The following is a 20,520-nucleotide window of genomic DNA, read 5'->3' as shown; positions in this document are numbered from 1 at the left end:
GTTACTGTTCACAGGTGAACTTGTAGTAAAACAGCCGATCCGTTAAACTGAGTCTCAGTAATAACGGGTCGGCTGTTCTGCCAACTATGAGTCAAATCTTTGTGTCACTTCATCAAACACATTGGCTCCTTCATTTTGCCGTATCTTAACAAGCACGCTCTTGCCTTCACAATGATGCGTTATTGTATCAAAGCATCTGAAAGACATCACCTGCCCTTGTTTGCGCTTGTAGCCACGTAGAAAGCGCTCCGCTATGTTGTTTGTGCTCGGTACATTGACATTATGAAGAAACAGAAGATGTTCTTTGGAATGTTTTCTCATTCTCAAATATAGGTTATACCCATCTTTGTAGTATTTACTCGGAGGCACATACTCATATTCATCTCTGGCTGTTTCCAGCACTTTCATATACCTTGTCTCGAAATCGGCAACAACCTCCGAATCCATATCTGATTCGTGTTCATTACGATAATGGATCATTTCCCGGAGAAGTTCTCTCATTGATCTGTGCCAGGTTTTCTCTGGTTCCATCTCCATTCCATCTTTCAGATACCGGAGGATATGAGCCAGACATTCTTGGTGTTCTGAACCATAGTTATAGAAAGTGGATTCATGATCATGTACCAGTATGCCATTATAGTATTCTGTCACTGTACCTTTTACGCCTTCGTGTCCCTTTTTTTTGCGCGCAAAATAAAGCGCTGTTCCATCAGGCGCAACATTGATGAATACATATGCACTTTTACCGTTATAGCGAGCATTTGTGCAGTCCGTATGCATGACAGGCATAAGAAGCATCTCTTTAAAGGTTTCAGTTCGCTCTTCTTCGGTTTTTTCAGCAAACTCTTTTCCGAGTTTATTGATCATACCCTTCGAGATATTTAATTGATTGTTGGTGAGTTCTGCCAGAAAACGGCTGCTTTTATCAATAGAGACATTACAATCATTATTCAAGAGATAAAGGAATGCTTTGATACTTCCTCCATAGTTGACATCATCAACGACACCTTTAGGAAACGGAGCATGGTATTTCTCGCCCGTCCTTGAATTTCTATAGACTTTTGCGCGATATTCAACCACCTCAAGTACAAGCCTGATATTAACCAGCTGTTTCACAACTTCCTTGTTTGTTTCCTTGTAATCGGGATCATTTAAGATCTCGGATGAGGCAGGGAGAAATATCTTGCTTGTTGGTGCTAGTTTTCTGCGTCCATGACCTTGATGACCAGGCTGAGCTCCGGGTTTACGACCGGTTTTCTCACGATTATTTGTGATCTTTTTATGATTAACAGACTGTGAAGAGGGTTTTGAAGAATTCTCATAATCCCGGTTTATTTGCGCTATCAGTTTTTTGTTTTTCTCACGCTCATCTTCAAGTTCAGACGCTAATGCATAGTTAGCCTGTCGAAGTTCACTGTTTTTTTCTTTTAACTCATCATTCTTTTTGAGTGCACCAAGATAGAGCTCATAAATCTGATGGATACGACGTATGAGCTCCTTGGTCTTTGCCTTATGATCTTTTTCCTGATCTTCACAGACTTCCTGACACCATTTCCATATCTTTTCATTGATATGTGTAAGTTCCTGGATACGGGCATTTTTCTGGTCTATAGTTCTTTGAAAAGCACGGTTAGCCTTTCTATGTTCTTCTTTCATAGTCTGGTATATTTCCCCTGACTCGAAATCAGATATCTTTGTTAACGCAGCCTTTAACCGCATCTGAAGTTGTCCAATAAGATCAGTTTTTGTCATAGTCAAAATTTAAATTTCTTTTTAGCCTTATCAAGTATACCGTTAAAAAACGATAGCTCCTTTTCCTGCAATTCCAAGAGTTCTTTCAGTTGTTCATTTAACTCTGTAAGTGATTTATTCTCTTCCTCAAGACCAGCTATCTGTTTCTCATATCCTTTGATTAGCTGTTCCTGCATTGCTATAATTTTTTCTTCCTGTTTTCCCATGACTGTTACTCCTGAAAAAAGTATAGCAAAAAGCTCGATTTTACGCGAATTTCAAGGATTTGACATTCCGTCAAAATGACATGTGTATAAGCTTATGATTCGTCAGAAACCGGAAAAAATCGGACATGGATTTCCACATTTTCTGACATATGGACCAGAATAAACCGCGAATTGTGGATTACACAGATGATATAGGAGTTAATTTAAAAAATCCGAGAGGCTGTCCACAACAGCGTCTCGGATCCTTTGAAAATTAAATTTTTAAATTCAGCATTTTTAACAATATGAAATAGTAGGGGTGTGAACAGTAACATGAAATTTTATACATTTTTCACTATCCTAACAGCTTATCCTGCCAAAATATATCTCATATTGACAATCCGGACATTCCGGTCTGTTTAATGATTATTTAGTTCATATATAAGACTGTTTAGAACATTATGATTCTTTTCCCATATGCCATCTATATCAGTATCAGGAAGTGGGCAGGAACCAAGCCCAACCTCTATAGTCACTGAAGGTATACCCTTCAAGGCTATATATTCCTTGTATGCGCCGGAACCTTTACTGTTCTTATTGGCAGACTCAGATCCCAGGATATATCCTGTCTCAGACTTTACAAGTTCTGCCAGTTCCTTACTTCTCTTTTCAACAGCCTCCGGAGCAGCACCGAATGACCAGTATATTACGCCTCCCTGGGCATGATAGTTTATTACCTCATCTATATTGGTACCATTCAGTACTTCAATCAGAGCCTTTGTTTCTGCTTCGGATTCAGCAGATGCCCCCTTATAGTATTCGTAGGAAGGAAAATATCTTGAATCATCAAGCTGTTCCCATCCAAAAGAGAAATTCCTGTTTATATCCACACCGTTTATATTATTTTTCCACCTTCTGTAATACCAGTCCGTATTACCGGTATATCCTTCTCTCTCCTTATCATGATTTATCATTGCCCTGAGATTTGCGATATTCTCCTGTTTATTAACCTTTGCCTCGCCAAACTGACTCAGGGTCACTCCATCGGGATTATTCATCGGAATCACATATATACAGGTTTTTTCAAGTAATGAAGAAACAGTCTGACCGTTTATATTTCCGCCGGTCTTAGCCTGTGTCAGCAGGCTGTGGAGCTGTCTCATGATAAGCTGAGTCGTAATATATTCTCTTCCATGCATTGCACCTATAAGAAGAATCTGATTTTCAGCCTCACTGTTTCCCACTATAAGCTCATAGATATTTCTGTCATCAGCTGTGACACCCAGTGCTTTCGTCTTGACATACTCACCGTATTCCGATGTAAATTTACTGATATCTGATTGAAGGTCTTCATAAGTATATGTTGTTACAGCGTCACAATAGTATCCGTTTACAGGAGTACCGTAAACATTGGTACTGAAAGGACTTGTTTCGTCTGAAGCTAAGGCTGTTGTATTTGAAGAAGTCATCGCTGATGTCGGGACAGAAGGCCCCTGACTTTGTATATTTATATCAAAGCTTTCTGTTCCCTTTGAAGGACCGGTTTCTGCATAAACCACAGTACCCGATATGGTCTGAATCATCATTGTCACTGCTATAGCTGCCGTAAAAACAGTACTTCTGATATTTCTTTTCATTTAAACCTCCGAAATTGCCGACACATTTATCAACAATTTTTTCTGAATCCTTTATTTTTATATAAAGCTTATTTTTTCTGAATTCTAACATAAAAAAACTCCCGGGAACCAAATCTCAGGAGTTTGTAAGAAAAAGTAATCAAATATAAATCATATATCATTCTATGATAACAACAAAACCGTCATTATCTTCGTCATAGGTGACCATCTTTTCAGGATGTTCCATAAGCTCAGTCGCTTTTGTTTCGGTATATAAGCCTTTCGGTTCCTTTATGATATCCTTTAGAAGCTCCATAGCTTTATCAAATTCAGCTTTATCTTCCTTACCCTTACGAAGATAGTATTCCGCCACTTCCAATTGCATCTCTTTTTTATAGATTTCATTGGTTGCATACTGAATTTCTTCTTCAAGATATTTTATATCAGCATCCTCTGAACCCTTTGCTGCTGCAATTCTTGCTTCATGGACCTTTATCTGCTGTTCCAGATTTCCTGCCAGCATCTTCGCTCTCTTATCCGCAAGCTCCTTTAAATGTTTAAGATCCTCAATCTGAAATTCCGCTGCTTCATAATCTCTTTTGAGTATCTGAAGATTCGTCTTCTGATTGACTATAAGTGCTGAAGTTGTCAGAGCATGGATTTTCAGCTCGTTAGGTTTGAGATCCTTGATAGCATCAAAGGCTCCGTCGAAATCTCCCAGCGCTTCCTTAGCGTATGATATCCAGTTCTGTCCATTGGCATATTCCGCAAGATTATGAGGAACCTTTTCATTTACAGGTTCAAATGTCTCTAAAAAGCGTTTTGGATCAGCCTCTCTATAAAGGATTGCCTGAACTTTCTTAAGCTTCTTGCTGGCAACGATAGCACCAACAAATCGAAACACAATAATACCTGCAAAAATAAAAAGAGCAAAAACAAAAACCGCTGTCTTGTTTTCATTGTTTAAAATGTTACCCTCAAAATGAATCCAACCCAAAACAGCTCCAATCACTGCTCCAGCAGCCATAAGAAGATTGGTCATCCTCTTGTAATAAACTATCATTAAAACTTCCCCCTGTTGATTTTATTTCATGCAATACGAAGGATTATATCATATTAGTAAAGGTGTAGTAAGAGGATTTCTCTTGTGCGAGCACAGCGTCCGCATGACCGCCTTATCTTTAATCTCCCATCTTTGATGGTCGATTTCGCGTTGGCGGTCCTATGTCCGCTTGTGCGAGCACAGCGTCCGCATGACCGCCTTATCGCGAAAAAAAGAGACACTCCAAACGGAATGCCTCTTGAAATACAAAACCAGCTGCTTAAATAGTTTTGACGATATTGTATATATTCATCATTGATGAACCATATAATCCCTGAATCGAAATACGATCTCTTTATTACAGCATGAATGAGAATACGAAAGATGCGATGATAAGAACTATACCACCACCAAGACGTGATGAAAGCTGTGAATATGCAATGAGATCCATACGATCTGCAGCACCGAGACAAGCAAGGTCACCGTTTCCACCTCTGTTAGCCATGCAAAGACCTGCTGTGATAGCTGTATCGATAGGATAGAAACCTACAAGGTAACCAACTGCACCTGAACCGATAACTGCACCTACAACGATCATAAGCGCCATAAGGATATTTGATGGAGATACTGCATTGAAAAGCTCTGCAAGGTTGAAATCAGCACCCATACCAACCATGATGATGATACCAAGCTGTCCTGAGAAGAAGCTCTGAAGTCTCTTTGCACCTGCACGAACTCTTGCAGGAATCTTACCTGTAGCGGCAAGGATAACTACGAAGATGATCATGTAAGCATACTTATGGATAGCTGCGCCTGCGATCTTTGGAAGGAACTTGCCGGCCATAAGCTCACCAACTGAGAAACATGCGAATGCAAGAAGAAGCGCACCTGCAAGGTCAGTATTGTCTGTTGAAACCTTCTCATCATCTCTTACAAGATTCTCTGAACCACGGATAAGAGTCTTCTTATCACCTGTAAGTGCAGGAACCTTCTCACCGAGAGCATTAAGACCTGCTGATGCGATGATACAGAAAATGTTAGCGATTGTAAGAACGATGATTGCGAATGAATAGTAATTAGCTGCCGCATCGCCAGTTACCTGCTCGTAAATCTGTGAAAGAGGTACGGCACCGGCACCGTTTCCACCGCCCATGATTGGAAGTGTGTACTTAATGAGTGTATCCTTGAAAGGAATACCGAAGATAGCACCTGTAACGCCTCCGAAAATAGTTGCAACAAGGAGACCGCCAAGAATAGCAGGAATGTAACCTGCAAATGACTTTAACAGGATATCCCTCTCAAGAGAAAGAACTGATCCACAAATCAGCATGATGATGAACAGCTCAAGGAAGTTTGCATCATCTGAAATAAATGAATTGATAGCATCAAGTCCTGCCTCAGGAATGAGACCGAACTGCTTAAGGATAGCTACACCGAAGAATGTAAGAAGAAGACCGCCACCGATATATGTGTTCCAGATAGGTATTCTCTCACCAAGCTCGTTAAAAATAACAGCGAGACCGAAGCAGATACCAAGTACTGAAGCCATGGTAGTAGCTGCGATCATCTTAGGACCATCATCGCTTGCCTTTGTAATGTACATAGGTGCAAGTACGAGAATGATACAAATAACTGCCAGCCATGCAGGCTGACCGCCGAGCCAAAGCCCGGTTCTTGCGTGTTTGTTGTCTGCCATATTAAAAAATCCCCCTTAAAAATTGAAGTGAAGCAGCTCACTTCTTTTTGAAATATGACGTTCCGGTTTATTCCGGAAAAAATTTTGTCCATCAAAAAAATGGACACGTATTTATAATACGAGTCCATTTTAACATGATAAAATTTTTTTCTCAATCATTCTTTATGTAAAAAATGATATCAAACTATCACTAATCCCGCACACTGCTTCGCACTAAGGTCGTATACATTGCCCGAATCTATACCCACAACAACAGGACGAAGGGCTAAACCTTTATTTCCTCTTATTACCCGGACTGTATAATTTTGTCAATATCATTCATAAAAATAAATATCCGTCACCCTCCTCTTATGCCTTATGAATTTATGCCAATAAGCCGAATAATTACTTAGTGATCAGTGAACGAATACTTCATTTTAACAGAAAATTTAGTATATCTTTCTTTTAGAATACAAGGAGACGCAAATTATGAAAATCAACGAATTCTGTAACTTAACGGAACTCTCTTCCATTATCAAAAGCTGGTCTGACCTTACAGGATCGGATGTCATGATAAAGGGCACCGATGGCGAGACCATTGTATCCACTTCTTCTGAAGATCCCGGGGCAGGTCAGGGTACTGCCGCTGATGATGAATTAGGAGAGTTTGATTCCACAGACTCCTCTTCAAGAGGCATCAATTTCGATATCATATTGAACGACTCTGTTATTGGAACCGCTACAGTTACGGAATCCTCAAGCGGAGCTGCTTTGAATACTGCTTTAGCCGTAAAGCTGCTTGAAGAACTCATCAATAACTTCATCCAGTCACAGTACTTTAATTATGCCAACGGAAATGTTCTTTCCAATCTCTCCGATGGTCTTAGTCAAACTGTGAAACTTGTAAAAGAGGTCATTACCAGTACAAATAATCTGAAGGACATTCAGAAACGTCAGAAGATCGTAGCAATCAATGCAAGTATTGAAGCTGCCCGTGTCGGTCAGGCAGGTCGTGGCTTTGCCGTAGTTGCCGAAGAAGTTAAAAAGCTGTCCGACGCCAGCTCCGATGCAACAGGAAAGATCGAGCGTGTTGTGAACAAGATACAGTCCATTGTGTCTTCTCTTTCCATTTCAAAAAATGAAGAAGTTTGATTTTTCATGATGTTCGGACTTGCATAGTAATTTGAGACACAAAATAGAGCGGGTTTATACTATTATGAAGAAAAAATTTCTTATGCCACTGTTTCTTATGGGAACAGCGACTGCTGTAATTTCATATCCTGTACATAGCTTTGCCGCTCCGGATGCTCAAGAAGAAGTTGAAACAGAAGCCGATGAAAGCACCGCCGAAGGAGAATCCTCTGAAGACGGAGAAAACCCGGAAACTGAAGCGACTATAGAAGAGACCACCGCACCGCCCCCTGATAATTCCTACTATGTGATAGTAAGCGGTGACGAAGGTACCAAGTTGTATCAGCAGGCCTCTTCCGAAAGCGCCTTAAGCATTAACATTCCTATTCCGAAAAATACCATACTTCATGTTTTGGACGAAGCTACCGATGAATCCGGTATTTCCTGGGGATTCGTTAATTATGCAGATCTTAAAGAAGGTTATGTTAAGCTTTCCGACTTGTCTACCATTCAGGCTAAAACCGCAAAAGAAGTTGTAGAAGATAAGTTTAACGGAAACTGGGGTAAAGAATTCGTAAAGGTAAACGGTTCCGGAACTCCTGTTTCTTTCAACTCTCTTACTCCCGAAGAACTTAAAGCCGCAGAAGAAAGTAATGCTGCTGAGGCAAAAAAAGGCGGTACAAAGGCTGCTGAAACAGCTGAATCAACCGAAGTTGAGACCAGAGAAGACGGTTCTCCTGTTATCGAAGTATATATGGAGACCAATGAGAACGGTGAGCCCATTCCGATGGAAACCGATGAAGACGGAAACATCATTGTACCGGAATCCGAAACCGAAACTGAAGCTCCTGAAGAGAAATCCGGCGGTTTCTCTATAGTTTCTTTCTTTATCGGTTTTATCACAGTCATACTTCTGGAAGTACTTGTTGCAGGAGCGATGATCCTTATCCGGAAATTGAAGCTAAAGAAAAAAGCTAAAAGCGAAGAAGAAACACCTCCTGACGAAGGTGATAGCGGCGGGAAGAAGAAAAAAGGTTTCAAACTTCCTATCCCTAAGATTTCTCTTCCGAAGATCAAGCTTGCAAAAATCAAGATCGGCGGAAAGAAAAAGAAAAAGGGAGACAACGCCGAATAATGATATAAGGCTGTCGAGTTACGTTTATCGTAATCCGGCAGCCTTTTAAATTATGATTATATATACTATTGTGCAGGCCCAATATATTAAGGATATATTTAGCGCAAAAGGACAACCGCCACGTTTTAGGGGAACGTATGGCGGTTGCCTTCACATTGGGGATGTTTATATAAAGTAGGGTCACTACCTCATATCATTCTATCTGCCAATCAGTTATTTACGATCAATACTTATCTGCTCCGTTATTTGAAGAATACTTCTTGAGTGATGCAGGATCTACATTACTTAAGTCCATTCCATCCATATCTGAAGGGATAAATACATCACCGCCTCCAACCGGAGCTGCCGATGGCTTAGGAGCTGCAGGCCTAGATGCTGCAGGTTTAGGAGCTGTCGGCTTTACACTGCTTGCTGCAGGTTTGTCCGCAGGTTTCTTAGGCACCGGAACATTGGCTTTCTTATATGCCGAATCCGGTATATAGTCACTGTTCGAGTTCTCATCTGTCATTACAGGAGGAACATAATCGGCTTTTTTCTTCTTACCTGTATAACTTGATGCCACACCCTTTAACTGGAATTTATTTACAAGATCATTGAGTATGTTAGCCTGTCCTGAGAGTTCCTCTGCTGCTGCCGCAGACTGCTGCGCAGTTGCGGAGTTTGTCTGTACAACTGATGATATCTGATCGATTCCTTCAGTGACCTGAGCAACACCCTTTGCCTGCTCATTGGAAGCATCAGAAATCTCATCAACAAGATTTGTAATCTTTATAGACTTCTCTGTCACTGAATTCAATGCTTCTGCAGTTTCTTCAGATATACGTCCGCCTCGCTGTACCGCCTCTATGGTCTCCTCGATGAGAAGTGCCGTATTCTGTGCGGCTTCCTGAGATTTCTTGGCTAGATTTCCTACCTCATCCGCAACAACCGCGAATCCCTTACCTGCCGATCCTGCACGGGCTGCCTCAATTGCAGCATTAAGAGAAAGGATATTGGTCTGGAATGCGATATCATCGATGGTCTTGATGATCTTGGAAATCTCATTTGATCTTTCAACGATATCCTCCATGGCAGCTGACATTTCTGCCATCTTTGCATTGGAAGTCTGAACAGCCTGACCGGCGCCGGCACCGAGATCAGAAGCCTCCTTGGCCTTGGAAGCTGTAACCTTGATCTTGTCGGAGATTTCATTCATGGTAGCGGAAAGCTCCTCAACCGATGAAGCCTGCTGAGTGGAGCCCTGGGCAAGAGCCTGTGCACCGTCTGAAACCTGCTCTGCGCCGCTGGATACCTGTTCTGATGACTGACGGATATCTAGCATGGTCTGGTTAAGCTCCTTGGTAATCTGCTGCATGGAGTCAAGAAGCGGAGCATATGCTCCAACATACGTACCGTTATCACTTAGATCAGTGGTAAAGTTTCCTCGGCTGATCTCACCAAGTTTATTCTGAAGATCTTCTATTATATGTTTAATTCTGTCTATGACAGTTCCGATGCCGCTGATGGCATTTCCGATCTCATCCTTTCTGCCATAGTTAAGATCAATGTTGAAATTACCCTGTGCAACTTTTTCGGCTGCATCTGAAATCTTCTTAAGAGGCGCCAGATTCTTGCTGATCATAGCATAAGTAAGCACACAAAGTATTACAACTATGACTGCTGTAGCTATAAGGATACTGTTTCTGATCAGATCGGATGCCGCGTTATATTCAGACACTGAAACCGCAGTCTGGATCCACCATGTCTTATTGCCCATAACAAGAGGACTATAGAATCTCTGAACCTTTCCTGAACTTGAAGTTGTGACGATGGTAAACTCTACACCCTTTTCCTGCTCTGTCTTGATCTTGTTATAAGCATCTTCACTGACTGTATCCTTGAACTGTTTTCCTATAACATTTGTGTGTGAAGAATAAAGGATGTTCTCATTTTCATTAATCACATTACTGTACAATGACGGATACTCAGGATCTTCAACATTTATAGTAGAGAAAACGTCGGAGTAAATATCGATAATAAAGGTACCTATCACTGTGCCATCATCCTTCTTTACAGGATAGAAACATGTGCACATATTGACACCCTCTGCCTCATAGGAATCGGTGAAACCGTTGGTACCCTCAGTAAGAGATCTTACATAATAGGATTTTTCCTTATATCTGTCATAGGTATAATTTTCTATGGTATTGGTTTCCAGATCAGCTTTACTGAAATATGGGGCATATGCGCTCGCACCTGCAGGAAATGCACTTGGTTCAAGGAAAAAACCTATTCCATAGATATTGTCATTTTTCTTTACATTCGAGTACAATGTGCCCAATATGACGGCCTCGGCTTCAAACCAGTTAGGCGTCATAGGCGTTCCCGTTACACGGCTCTTTAGATCCATATTGGTGATACTAAGCTCCTTAGGTGAACCCGCATCAGACTTGAAGTCGTTTACGAAATAACCGTCCGGATTGCCATCATCAGTGATTATAAGATCTATAGCATTGGCAAGACTCTGGTTAATAACCTGTGTCCTTCCGAGAATAGCGTTGATCTTACTCGCATTAAGCTGAGACAAGGTCATAAATCGCTCTTCGGCAGAGGCATCCAGCTTTTTACCGGAAATGATGGTTATGAATGTCGTAAGAACGACAAGACACGTCAATATAGCAGCACCTACGATCAGTGACAATCTCTGACTGAGCTGCATATCCTTCTTTACTGCATTTACACGATTATTTTTCTGTTTCATCTTTACTACGCCTCACTTCTTGATATTTCGCGCACCTGTTACATAAACTTCATATCGGCATTAAGATAAACCATTATAAGAACAAAAAATCTTTTTTAGTTTTTTTGAAGTTTTAAGTTTCCACCATATATCTCAGTTTTATTAAAGAAGAAACTCTGCTATCGGATAAATAAAATAAAAATCATATAGCAGTGGCACTTTCGAATAAAAATTTCATCTCAATCACTTATAAATAAACATTCCACTGTCGACAAATAACTATGACAAGTTGATGAGTACCATCATCAGCATAACATGTAACGAACCGGTAACCGAAAAGTATCATATTCAGAAGGATCTGAATCCAATGGAGCGACGGAACGTCGATAAGGAGTCGTTATGCTTAATCTATACGGAAATGGTGTAAATCTTACCCAGCGCACCCTTGATTATCTGTGGGGAAGACAAAATGTCACCATAAACAACATCGCGAACGTTGATACCCCCGGTTTCAAATCTCAGTATGTTACATTTGAAAATGTACTGGGTAGAAACATCCGATCGGCCCAGCTCCGTTCGGCCACGGGCAAAGGCATTGAAAGAGCCATCAGGAGTTCTTATGCAGCGTTGCACACAACGACAAATGAATCCACTCGTCTTGACGGAAACAACGTCGACATGGATCAGGAACAGATCGAACTTGTAAAGACTACCTATGAATATCAGATGATGGTTCAGTCCATAAACAATGACTTTTCACGCTTGAAGGATTCGGTGGCTAATTTTTAAACCAGTTCATTTGTTGCACAGGATCAGTAAAGATCTAAAGCAGCTTTTTTTAGACTTATATGGAGTAATCAGGTTTTTCTTAAGATTGCTCTTATTTTTCAAAATCGTTTTGACGAAATAGCTTGTAGTGTTGGAATTGTAATTTAAAGGTGGTACAGAACATATGAATGCAGAAATGGAAGGAATGCTTGATACCTATCTCTTTGAGACAAATGGTCTGTTGGATCGTCTGGATGAGATCCTCATGGAAGCCGAAAAAGTCGGTGAATTCTCAACAGACAACGTAAATGAAATTTTCCGTATCATGCATACGATCAAGGGCTCCAGTGCGATGATGGAATTGACTCCTATTTCCGTAATCGCGCATCGTATCGAAGATCTTTTCTTCTTCATCAGAGATAAGGGCATCGAATTCCTTAATCAGGATCAGAAAAAAGGTCTGTTTGATCTTATGTTCAAATCTGAAGATTATCTCAGAGGAGAAGTCGGAAAGGTTGAAGCAGGTGAAGAAATAGATCCTAATATCAGTGAATTTCAGTCTGCCATCGATGCTTTCCTTAAGAAACTGAAGCAGGAAGGTGATGAGTCCGGTGATGCAGCTCCCGCTGCCGAAGGCGGTGGAGGCAGTGCAGCTCCCGCATCATCAAATCTTCCAAATGATCCGAGCGCACAGGTATTTATCCATGCTTTTCTGGAAGACGGCATAGGTATGGAAAATCTTCGTGCATTTATGATTGTAAATGCACTTAGGGAAAACGGCATAGATTTCCGCTTCTATCCTGCAGATATGGACCAGAACCCGGACAGTGCCAAGGTGATCGTTGACGATGGCTTCTATCTTGCCTTTGATTCTTTAGATACTGCAAATATGGCCGAGGAAGGCCTGAAGCAGCAGGCATATATAAAGAACTATGATGTTCTTGATGCCCCGAAGTCGGAGGACAAATCCGAAGCTGAAGCTCCCGCACCTGCCCCGGCTCCTGCTCCTGCACCAGCCGCTGCACCGGCTCCCGCTCCTGCACCAGCTGCCGCACCGGCTCCCGCACCCGCAGCAAAGGCTCCTGCAGATTCGGGTGATAAGAAACCGGCTGCAAAGAGCAGCGGTCCTGTCAAGTCCAGTCTTATCAGTGTAAACTTACAGAAACTTGACGCTCTGAACGACCTGGTTGGTGAGATCGTTATTACGGAGTCCATGGTAACTTCATCTCCTGTCCTGAATCAGCTTCCTCAGGAAGAGATGGACAGCTTCATGAAGTCCGCAAGACAGCTTCGTAAGCTCACTGATGACCTTCAGGATATTTCCATGTCCCTTCGAATGGTATCAATCTCAGGTGTTTTCCAGAAGATGAGCCGTATCGTAAGAGATATGAAGACCAAGCTCAATAAGGATGTACGTCTGACGGTTATCGGAGAAGATACTGAGGTTGACAAGACCATCGTTGATGCAATTCAGGATCCTATCATGCACATCGTGCGTAACTCCATGGATCACGGCATAGAAGAAACAGCCCAGGAACGTATTCAGGCAGGAAAAGATCCTCAGGGAGAACTGGTACTGTCTGCTACACATACATCCAGCGAAGTAGTCATAGAAGTAAAGGATGACGGCTACGGTATGGATCCTGACAAGCTTTTGGATAAGGGTGAAGAAAGAGGTATCCTTACAAAGCCAAAGGATCAGTATTCCAAGAAGGAAGCTCTCGGTCTCATCATGCTGCCGGGCTTCTCAACCAACAAACAGGTAACAGAGTACTCCGGCCGAGGCGTTGGAATGGACGTAGTTAAGAAGAATCTCGAGTCTGTTGGCGGTACACTCAGTATCGATTCCGATCTTGGCAAGGGAACCACCATGACCATGAAGATTCCTCTCACACTTTCCATCGTAGATGGTATGAAGGTTGCCGTGGGAGATACCACTTTTACCATTCCTATCGCCAATATCCGTTCTTCCTTCAAGATCGACAACGCTGAAATCATTCGTGATGAAAACGGAAATGAAATGATAGACCGTGACGGAGAGTTCTATCCTATAGTTAAGCTCAACGAATTCTATTGCATACATGGAAAGTATGATGATGATATGCGTGACGGAATCATGGTCTGGGTTGAGTACGGAGACAAGAGCTGCTGTCTCTATGCGGACGAGCTCATCGGTGAGCAGCAGGTTGTTGTTAAGCCGCTTCCTCAGTTCGTTTCCATCTTCGATCTGAAGTCAAGAGGAATCAGTGGATGTACTATTCTCGGAGACGGAACTATCAGTATCATTCTTGATGTACTTGGCGTTTACAATGCGGCTATTGAAAATGCCTGAGAGGAGGAGCAGACATGGCAGAAGAAATCAACACACAGGTAACTCAGACTGAGGAAAACATCAATGATGATCCTAAGAATCTCCAGCGCTGTCTCACCTTCGAGTCCGGTGATCTCATTATGTACATGAGTACAGATTATGTAACTGAGATCATCACCGACCAGTATATAACCACTCTCCCGCTGGTTCCCGACTATGTAAAAGGAATCATCAATCTGAGAGGTTCAGTACTCGCGGTTGTAGACATTCGCCTTCTGATGGGACTTGATGCAACGGAATACACCAGCAAAACATGTATCATTATTTTAAATATAGATAACGTTCCAATCGGAATAGTCGTTGACAATGTCCGTCAGGTAGTTGATATAGATCTTGACACTGTCAAGCCTATACCTATGAAACGTCAAAAGAAGCTCCTGAACGGAATGCTTAATATGGACGATGGCACCGTTGCAATGTCATTTGATTGTGATGCGCTGATCAACGCAAATATCTAAACCAATTCAAACAGACAGCTATCCGGGCTGACCGGGTAGCTGTTGCCATATAAAGGGGAAAAACACGTGGTTACATTAACAGATGAAGATTTTAACCGTTTATATCAGTATATCCAAAAAAATTACGGTATCGATCTAAGTAAGAAAAAGCAGCTGATCGTCAGCCGTCTTTCCAATTCACTTACCGCAGAAGGATACGAAAGCTTCCATGATTATGTTGAGCTCATACTAAGCGGTAAAGATCAGGAATCTACTGTTTCCATGCTCAACAAACTTACAACAAACTATACCTATTTTTTACGTGAGAAGGAACATTACGATTTTCTGTGGAATACTATACTTCCTGAGATCAAAAAGAAACACGCCATGGATAAAAGCGTGTATATTTGGAGCGCAGGCTGTTCTTCCGGTGAAGAGCCCTACACTATCATGATGTATCTTCTTGAGTTTTTCGGTGCTGAGGCTTCCAAATGGGATCTTCGCATTCTTGCCAGTGACATCTCCCAGAATATACTTAATTCAGCCATGAATCCGACTTACGGAGAAGAAAGTCTTAGTAAACTTCCTCCCGCATGGCAGAAGAAATATTTTGTAAAAACACCGGACGGGAACTACACCATATCTCCTGCAATTAAGAACAATGTAGTATTCAGAACCTTCAATCTTATGAATCCCATAAAATGGAAGCATACTTTTGATCTCATATTCTGCAGAAATGTTATGATCTATTTCGATCAGCCCACAAAGGACGCACTGGTAAAACGTTTCTATGACGTAACAGATCCAAACGGCTATCTTTTCATAGGTCATTCGGAAGGACTCAATAAAGCCACCTGTCCTTACAAATATTTGATGCCTGCAATATACCAAAAGGTTTAACAAGATTACTACTAATGTGCTATAATTAAGAAAAGTATTAAAATCCGCAAACGCTTTGCCGCGTTTGCGGGTATTAATGTTATTTTAAGAAAAGGGGATGCCGCATATGGGCGTAAACAAAAAAATCCGAGTATTCGTAGTTGACGATTCCGTTCTGTATCGCAATTTTTTGATGAACAACATAAAGGCAGATGACCGTTTCGAAGTAGTGGGTCATGCTGTGGATGCTTTTGATGCCATGAAGCAGATACCAACCATAAAGCCTGATGTTGTAACTTTGGACATCGAAATGCCGGGTATGTCGGGAATAGATTTTTTGAAAGAGCTTCTTCCAAAACATCCTGTTCCTGTTATTCTCGTCTCCACTCTCAATATTCGTGTATTTGATGCTCTTGCTTCCGGTGCTGTTGACTATGTAAAAAAACCGGATTTCAGTGATCAGGATGCGGCTGTATCATTCGTGGAGAGATTAAGAAATAAAATATATGTTGCTTCGTTTTCAAAGGTTCGTATACCTCAGCAGGATACCATTGATACATCAAAACCTTTAACTGTATCCCAGGGAACACTTATAAAGGAGACTGCCCCAACCAATCTGAAGGTACCTGTTTCTTCTTCACAGAAGATAGTTGCCATAGGCGCCTCTACAGGTGGAACAGAAGCTATCCTTAGTGTTGTCCGTAACTTCCCTGCAGATATGCCGGGTGTTGTTATCACTCAGCACATGCCTGCCGGTTTCACTGCCATGTATGCGGAAAGACTTAACCGTATATGTAAGATGGAAGTTCGTGAAGCTAAAAACGGAGACCATGTAAAGCAGGGACTCATGCTTTTGGCTCCCGGCGGATATCAGATGCGTGTTCAGAAAATGGGAAGCGGTTATACTGTAAGTGTGACTCAGGAAGACAGAGTCAACGGACACGCTCCTTCAGTTGATGTCCTTTTCAATTCCGTTGCCCAGAATGTCAGAGAAAATGCCTTGGGTGTCATTCTCACAGGTATGGGTGCCGACGGGGCAGCCGGACTCCTGCGTATGCGTAAGAACGGAGCTTTCACCATAGGTCAGGACAAGGAGTCCTGCGTGGTTTACGGTATGCCTATGGAAGCTTACAAGATAGGTGCTGTATGCCAGCAGGCCTCTCTCATGAACATTCCTTCTATCATCTATAAAAAACTCGGCATCATAAAATAATCGATTCTTTAGAGGATATCTGTAATGATATGATTCCCCTAAAGTAGACAATGGAAATAACCAAAGTCTCCTTTAGGGGGATTTTTTATGGCCAAAAAGAAACATTCTGTCGAGTGGATGCTCGAAAGAGTAAATGAATATCTTAATGGTGAAGGCTCATATGATTCTATCGCCAAAGCGAATGGGATAGGGTATGCCACCCTTGTGAGATGGGTTGCTGCATATCGTTTTCGCGGAATTGAAGCTTTTTCTGAAAGCGGCGGTAATAACAGCTACAGTAGTACATTTAAAGTATCTTGCGTAGAAGCAGTGTTAAGTGGAATCTTGTCTGTAGAGGAGTGCACTGCTAAGTATGGTATATCTAACGATAGCGTTCTTAGACGTTGGATTTCAGAGTATAATGCCAATAGAGAGCTTAAGGATTATGATCCTAAGCGGGAGGTCTATATGGCAGAAGCTAGAAGAAAAACCACTATTGAAGAGCGTAAAGAAATCGTTAAGTACTGCATTGATCACGGCCGCGATTATAAAGGTACAGCAGCCACCTATGATGTTTCCTATACACAGGTGTACAGCTGGGTGAGAAAATTTGATGCTAACGGAGAAGACGGCCTCATTGATAAGCGTGGACATCACAAAACAGATGATGAAGTTGATGAACTTGAACGTTTACGCAGAGAAAACCTGCGACTTAAACGACAGCTTCAGGAAAGGGATATGACTGTTGAACTGTTAAAAAAAGTGAGAGAATTGGAAGGGATGTGAGGCTCGGCAAGGTTAGGTTTGAGTGCAAATATATAGCAATACAGTCTTTCTACAATGAAAAGCACTGGAGTATAAACTGGATGTGTAAAACGCTGGGTGTATCACACGCAGCTTATTACAAATGGCTTAATCGGGAGATCCCCGAAGAAGAACTAGAGAACCATAAGATTGCTGAACTCATAAGAGAGTATGACGATCGCTTTGGCCATATCCTTGGATACAGACGTATGACACTGTACATAAATCATTTCAATGGTACTGAATACAAGGTCAAACGCATACACAGGATCATGAAGGCTCTTGGAATCCATGCCATTATACGTCAAAAGAGAAAACAGTATACGTATGCTACACCGGAAACAGTTGCAGCAAACAAGCTTAACAGAGATTTCCATGCTGACAAACCTAACGAGAAGTGGGCTACTGACGTTACAGAATTCAAGATTCCAGATGTCAATAAAAAACTATATCTAAGCGCTATTCTGGACCTCTATGATCGTGTTCCGGTATCATATGTAATCAGTACAAGAAACAATAATGCATTAGTGTTCAAAACATTTGATAAGGCAATAGAGGCATATCCGGATGCCACACCTCTGTTCCATTCAGATCGTGGATTTCAATACACCAGCAAAGTATTCCAAATGAAGCTTCAGAACCAAGGAATGGATCAGTCAATGTCTAGGGTTGGACATTGCATTGATAATGGTCCTACAGAGGGATTCTGGGGAATAATCAAGACAGAAATGTATGCAATGTATGACATAAACGACGAAACATCGCTCAGAGATGCAATAGAAAAATATCTACACTTCTACACATATGAACGTCCACAGGAAAGATTTAAAGGAAAGGCTCCGGCAGAAGTACGTCAGGAAGCTCTGCTCACAGACACTCCAGAGGATTATCCTATTGCGGAGAACAAGCGCATCCAGAAGTACAAAGCAAAGTGGGCAGCATAATCATCTATCCAAAACGAAGCCAGAGTCTGGCGACTCTGCCCTTGAATAAAGTGCGCTAAAGCGCACAAATATCCTTGATCTGCTTGACTACAGAATAACTGTCAGGAAATATCAGTCAACCCCAACGCCGCTCCGCGGTGCGCTTGGCGCAGGGTTGACAGTTATTTCCTGGCAGTTATAGTAGTCAACAAGCAGACCAAGGATAAATATGATGGATTTAACCATCGACATAGTAAAAAGGTGATCACTGATTATGTGACCACCTTTTCTTTTGATGTTATTTTGTTTGTTTTGCTTATCTACTTGACAGACCCCAGATCATAATGGGATATCCTCTTTTTTTTAATGAACTCCTCTTACTGTTTTTTGTCCCCCTCCGGGTACTTCAATTGTGCAGCAAATATCCCTGACTTATGGCTTATCTTCTTTTCGATTTAGATTGTGTTTATCCAAATTCTTTTTAATAACAAAAATAATTTTCATACCCCAAAAACGTTATAAATTACACTTTTTCTTTCGATAGTATATTAATACGAGGTGTGTATTTTCATCCTTTTATCTTTAACTGATTACTTCACACCTTACGTGATTTTAGACATGGTTCATTTTAGGGGTATAAAATCATGACCTATCAGACATCAGCCAACAGGAGAAAAGCCTGGGACGGAATCAATTATGAACGAAAAGATGCACGTGTAGCCGGAAGCATAGCTGCCGGAGGTTCAGCTACGTCCAAATCTTTCAAAGAACAGCTTAGTTTATGGCACAGAACCCGTATGGAGATATCTGATTCCATTTCCGATGATCTAGCTGATATACAGTCGTATTTTGCTGAACAGCGGGCCGAAAACCGGTATCTTCGTGAGCATCTTACCACTGAGGAACTCATCATAGGATATATCATACGAATAGGCATTCTGATCTCAGCCCTAGTGCTGTCCTTCAGCATAGCCTATCTCATTCATCCATACACAGCACAGGATGTTTACGATACAGGACAAAAAAGCGCCTCCACAGTCTATGATACACTTTATATGCCCGTAGATGCATATTGCGAGTATAAAGCCAGGAAAGCTGCCATAGAAGCAGCAAGAATAGCTCTTGTGGTGCAAAGACATTCCGATTCAAAAGCCCACACTTTATTGGAATGGCATGATACCAACTCCGAAATCATTGACAATTCAAAGCTATATGAAGAAAACAGTAATGATGTTATATCAGGTGTAGCCTTACCTGACATCATTCACTATGTATACAATGATTATAACCGTATCCTTGACACTGCCATGGGTGCCATGCTGTATTTCAGTCAGGGAGATTCCCACTGGAAGGAATACAGAATAGCCGGAGCTGATCGTATGGGAGGCTATGGATGCGGACCTGTAGCCGTCGCCATGCTGGCAAACAGTTTTGCAGACAGCGATTCCCCTATAACGCCTATAGATGTGGCTGAATGGGCTGTTGACAACAAGGAATATGCCGTTCACGGAGGAAGCTACCACAGCCTCATTCCCAACGCTCTGGCTCATTATGGCCTTAGCTGTACCTCGGTTGAAGAAAGGACTCCGGAAAAGGTCCATGAACTTTTATCCACCGGACATGTACTTGTGGCGCTTATGGGCAGGGGTGCTCTCACGGATGTGGGACATTTTGTGATCATAACCGAAAATGCTCCCGACGGAGGTGTAATGATTGCAGATCCCGCAAAAATAGGCAACAGCGAAACTTCATGGCCCACAGAACTTATCGTTAAAGAACTGAAGGCTTCTTACGACGCAGGGGGACCACTATGGGCAGTGTCCTATGATTAATGATTACAGCATTTTCACTTAAGACGATTGCAGCCGCAGTCGTCTTTTTTGTCACCTGT

The 20,520-nt window shown here is 41.8% G+C and carries 16 protein-coding genes; 10 read left to right on the top strand and 6 right to left on the bottom strand.

The window, feature by feature from the left end; all coding sequences use genetic code 11:
- Window positions 1-84 precede the first annotated feature (84 nt).
- The 5 genes from T515_RS17065 to T515_RS06445 form a co-directional block, all read right to left on the bottom strand.
- Window positions 85-1,752: an IS66 family transposase gene (locus T515_RS17065; protein ID WP_081832698.1), complete on the bottom strand. Its 1,668-nt coding sequence runs from the start codon at window positions 1,750-1,752 to the stop codon at window positions 85-87.
- 2 nt (window positions 1,753-1,754) lie between these two features.
- On the bottom strand, window positions 1,755-1,958 hold the full coding sequence (locus T515_RS06465; protein WP_036608937.1) for a hypothetical protein: 204 nt from the start codon (window positions 1,956-1,958) through the stop codon (window positions 1,755-1,757).
- 398 nt (window positions 1,959-2,356) lie between these two features.
- The gene (locus T515_RS06460; protein WP_051671514.1) at window positions 2,357-3,574 is read right to left on the bottom strand and encodes a M14 family zinc carboxypeptidase; all 1,218 of its coding nucleotides are present in this window, start codon (window positions 3,572-3,574) and stop codon (window positions 2,357-2,359) included.
- A 157-nt stretch (window positions 3,575-3,731) separates the two neighbouring features.
- Window positions 3,732-4,616, bottom strand: a complete 885-nt coding sequence (locus tag T515_RS06455; RefSeq protein ID WP_036608935.1) for a hypothetical protein — start codon at window positions 4,614-4,616, stop codon at window positions 3,732-3,734.
- A 337-nt stretch (window positions 4,617-4,953) separates the two neighbouring features.
- Window positions 4,954-6,291, bottom strand: coding sequence for a 2-hydroxycarboxylate transporter family protein (locus T515_RS06445; protein ID WP_036608932.1), 1,338 nt, complete (start codon window positions 6,289-6,291; stop codon window positions 4,954-4,956).
- A 468-nt stretch (window positions 6,292-6,759) separates the two neighbouring features.
- Between T515_RS06445 and T515_RS16510 the strand changes: the two genes are divergently transcribed.
- Together T515_RS16510 and T515_RS06435 are read left to right on the top strand one after the other, a co-directional pair.
- Window positions 6,760-7,422: a methyl-accepting chemotaxis protein gene (locus tag T515_RS16510; protein WP_051671513.1), complete on the top strand. Its 663-nt coding sequence runs from the start codon at window positions 6,760-6,762 to the stop codon at window positions 7,420-7,422.
- 64 nt (window positions 7,423-7,486) lie between these two features.
- Window positions 7,487-8,536, top strand: a complete 1,050-nt coding sequence (locus T515_RS06435; RefSeq protein WP_036608931.1) for a hypothetical protein — start codon at window positions 7,487-7,489, stop codon at window positions 8,534-8,536.
- 223 nt (window positions 8,537-8,759) lie between these two features.
- On the opposite strand, the gene T515_RS06430 is transcribed toward T515_RS06435, so the two are convergent.
- The gene (locus tag T515_RS06430; RefSeq protein ID WP_051671512.1) at window positions 8,760-11,276 is read right to left on the bottom strand and encodes a methyl-accepting chemotaxis protein; all 2,517 of its coding nucleotides are present in this window, start codon (window positions 11,274-11,276) and stop codon (window positions 8,760-8,762) included.
- Window positions 11,277-11,654: 378 nt separating this feature from the next.
- Between T515_RS06430 and flgB the strand changes: the two genes are divergently transcribed.
- The 8 genes from flgB to T515_RS16505 all read left to right on the top strand — a co-directional run bounded on the left by flgB (window position 11,655) and on the right by T515_RS16505 (window position 20,461).
- Entirely contained in the window at window positions 11,655-12,044 is a 390-nt protein-coding gene (flgB, locus tag T515_RS06425; RefSeq protein ID WP_036608929.1) for a flagellar basal body rod protein FlgB, read from the top strand.
- Between the two features lie 163 nt (window positions 12,045-12,207).
- Window positions 12,208-14,355, top strand: coding sequence for a chemotaxis protein CheA (locus tag T515_RS06420; protein WP_036608927.1), 2,148 nt, complete (start codon window positions 12,208-12,210; stop codon window positions 14,353-14,355).
- Window positions 14,356-14,369: 14 nt separating this feature from the next.
- The gene (locus tag T515_RS06415; RefSeq protein WP_036608925.1) at window positions 14,370-14,852 is read left to right on the top strand and encodes a chemotaxis protein CheW; all 483 of its coding nucleotides are present in this window, start codon (window positions 14,370-14,372) and stop codon (window positions 14,850-14,852) included.
- A 66-nt stretch (window positions 14,853-14,918) separates the two neighbouring features.
- The gene (locus tag T515_RS06410; protein WP_036608923.1) at window positions 14,919-15,731 is read left to right on the top strand and encodes a CheR family methyltransferase; all 813 of its coding nucleotides are present in this window, start codon (window positions 14,919-14,921) and stop codon (window positions 15,729-15,731) included.
- Between the two features lie 106 nt (window positions 15,732-15,837).
- Entirely contained in the window at window positions 15,838-16,923 is a 1,086-nt protein-coding gene (locus tag T515_RS06405; RefSeq protein ID WP_036608921.1) for a protein-glutamate methylesterase/protein-glutamine glutaminase, read from the top strand.
- A gap of 87 nt (window positions 16,924-17,010) precedes the next feature.
- Window positions 17,011-17,688: a helix-turn-helix domain-containing protein gene (locus T515_RS06400; RefSeq protein ID WP_036608919.1), complete on the top strand. Its 678-nt coding sequence runs from the start codon at window positions 17,011-17,013 to the stop codon at window positions 17,686-17,688.
- Complete coding sequence (locus tag T515_RS06395; protein WP_036608917.1) at window positions 17,685-18,650, top strand: IS3 family transposase; 966 nt, start codon at window positions 17,685-17,687, stop codon at window positions 18,648-18,650. The genes T515_RS06400 and T515_RS06395 overlap by 4 nt, the downstream gene beginning before the upstream one ends.
- A 623-nt stretch (window positions 18,651-19,273) precedes the next feature.
- Window positions 19,274-20,461 (top strand): C39 family peptidase, encoded by a 1,188-nt coding sequence (locus T515_RS16505; protein ID WP_051671511.1) that lies wholly within the window; start codon window positions 19,274-19,276, stop codon window positions 20,459-20,461.
- The last annotated feature ends 59 nt before the right edge of the window (window positions 20,462-20,520 follow it).

It is taken from the genome of Oribacterium sp. P6A1 (assembly GCF_000702885.1).
In the GTDB taxonomy this organism is placed as follows: Bacteria; Bacillota; Clostridia; order Lachnospirales; family Lachnospiraceae; genus Oribacterium.
The sequence above is the reverse complement of the archived record's forward strand: the minus strand, read 5'-3'. Positions and strand labels throughout refer to the sequence as shown.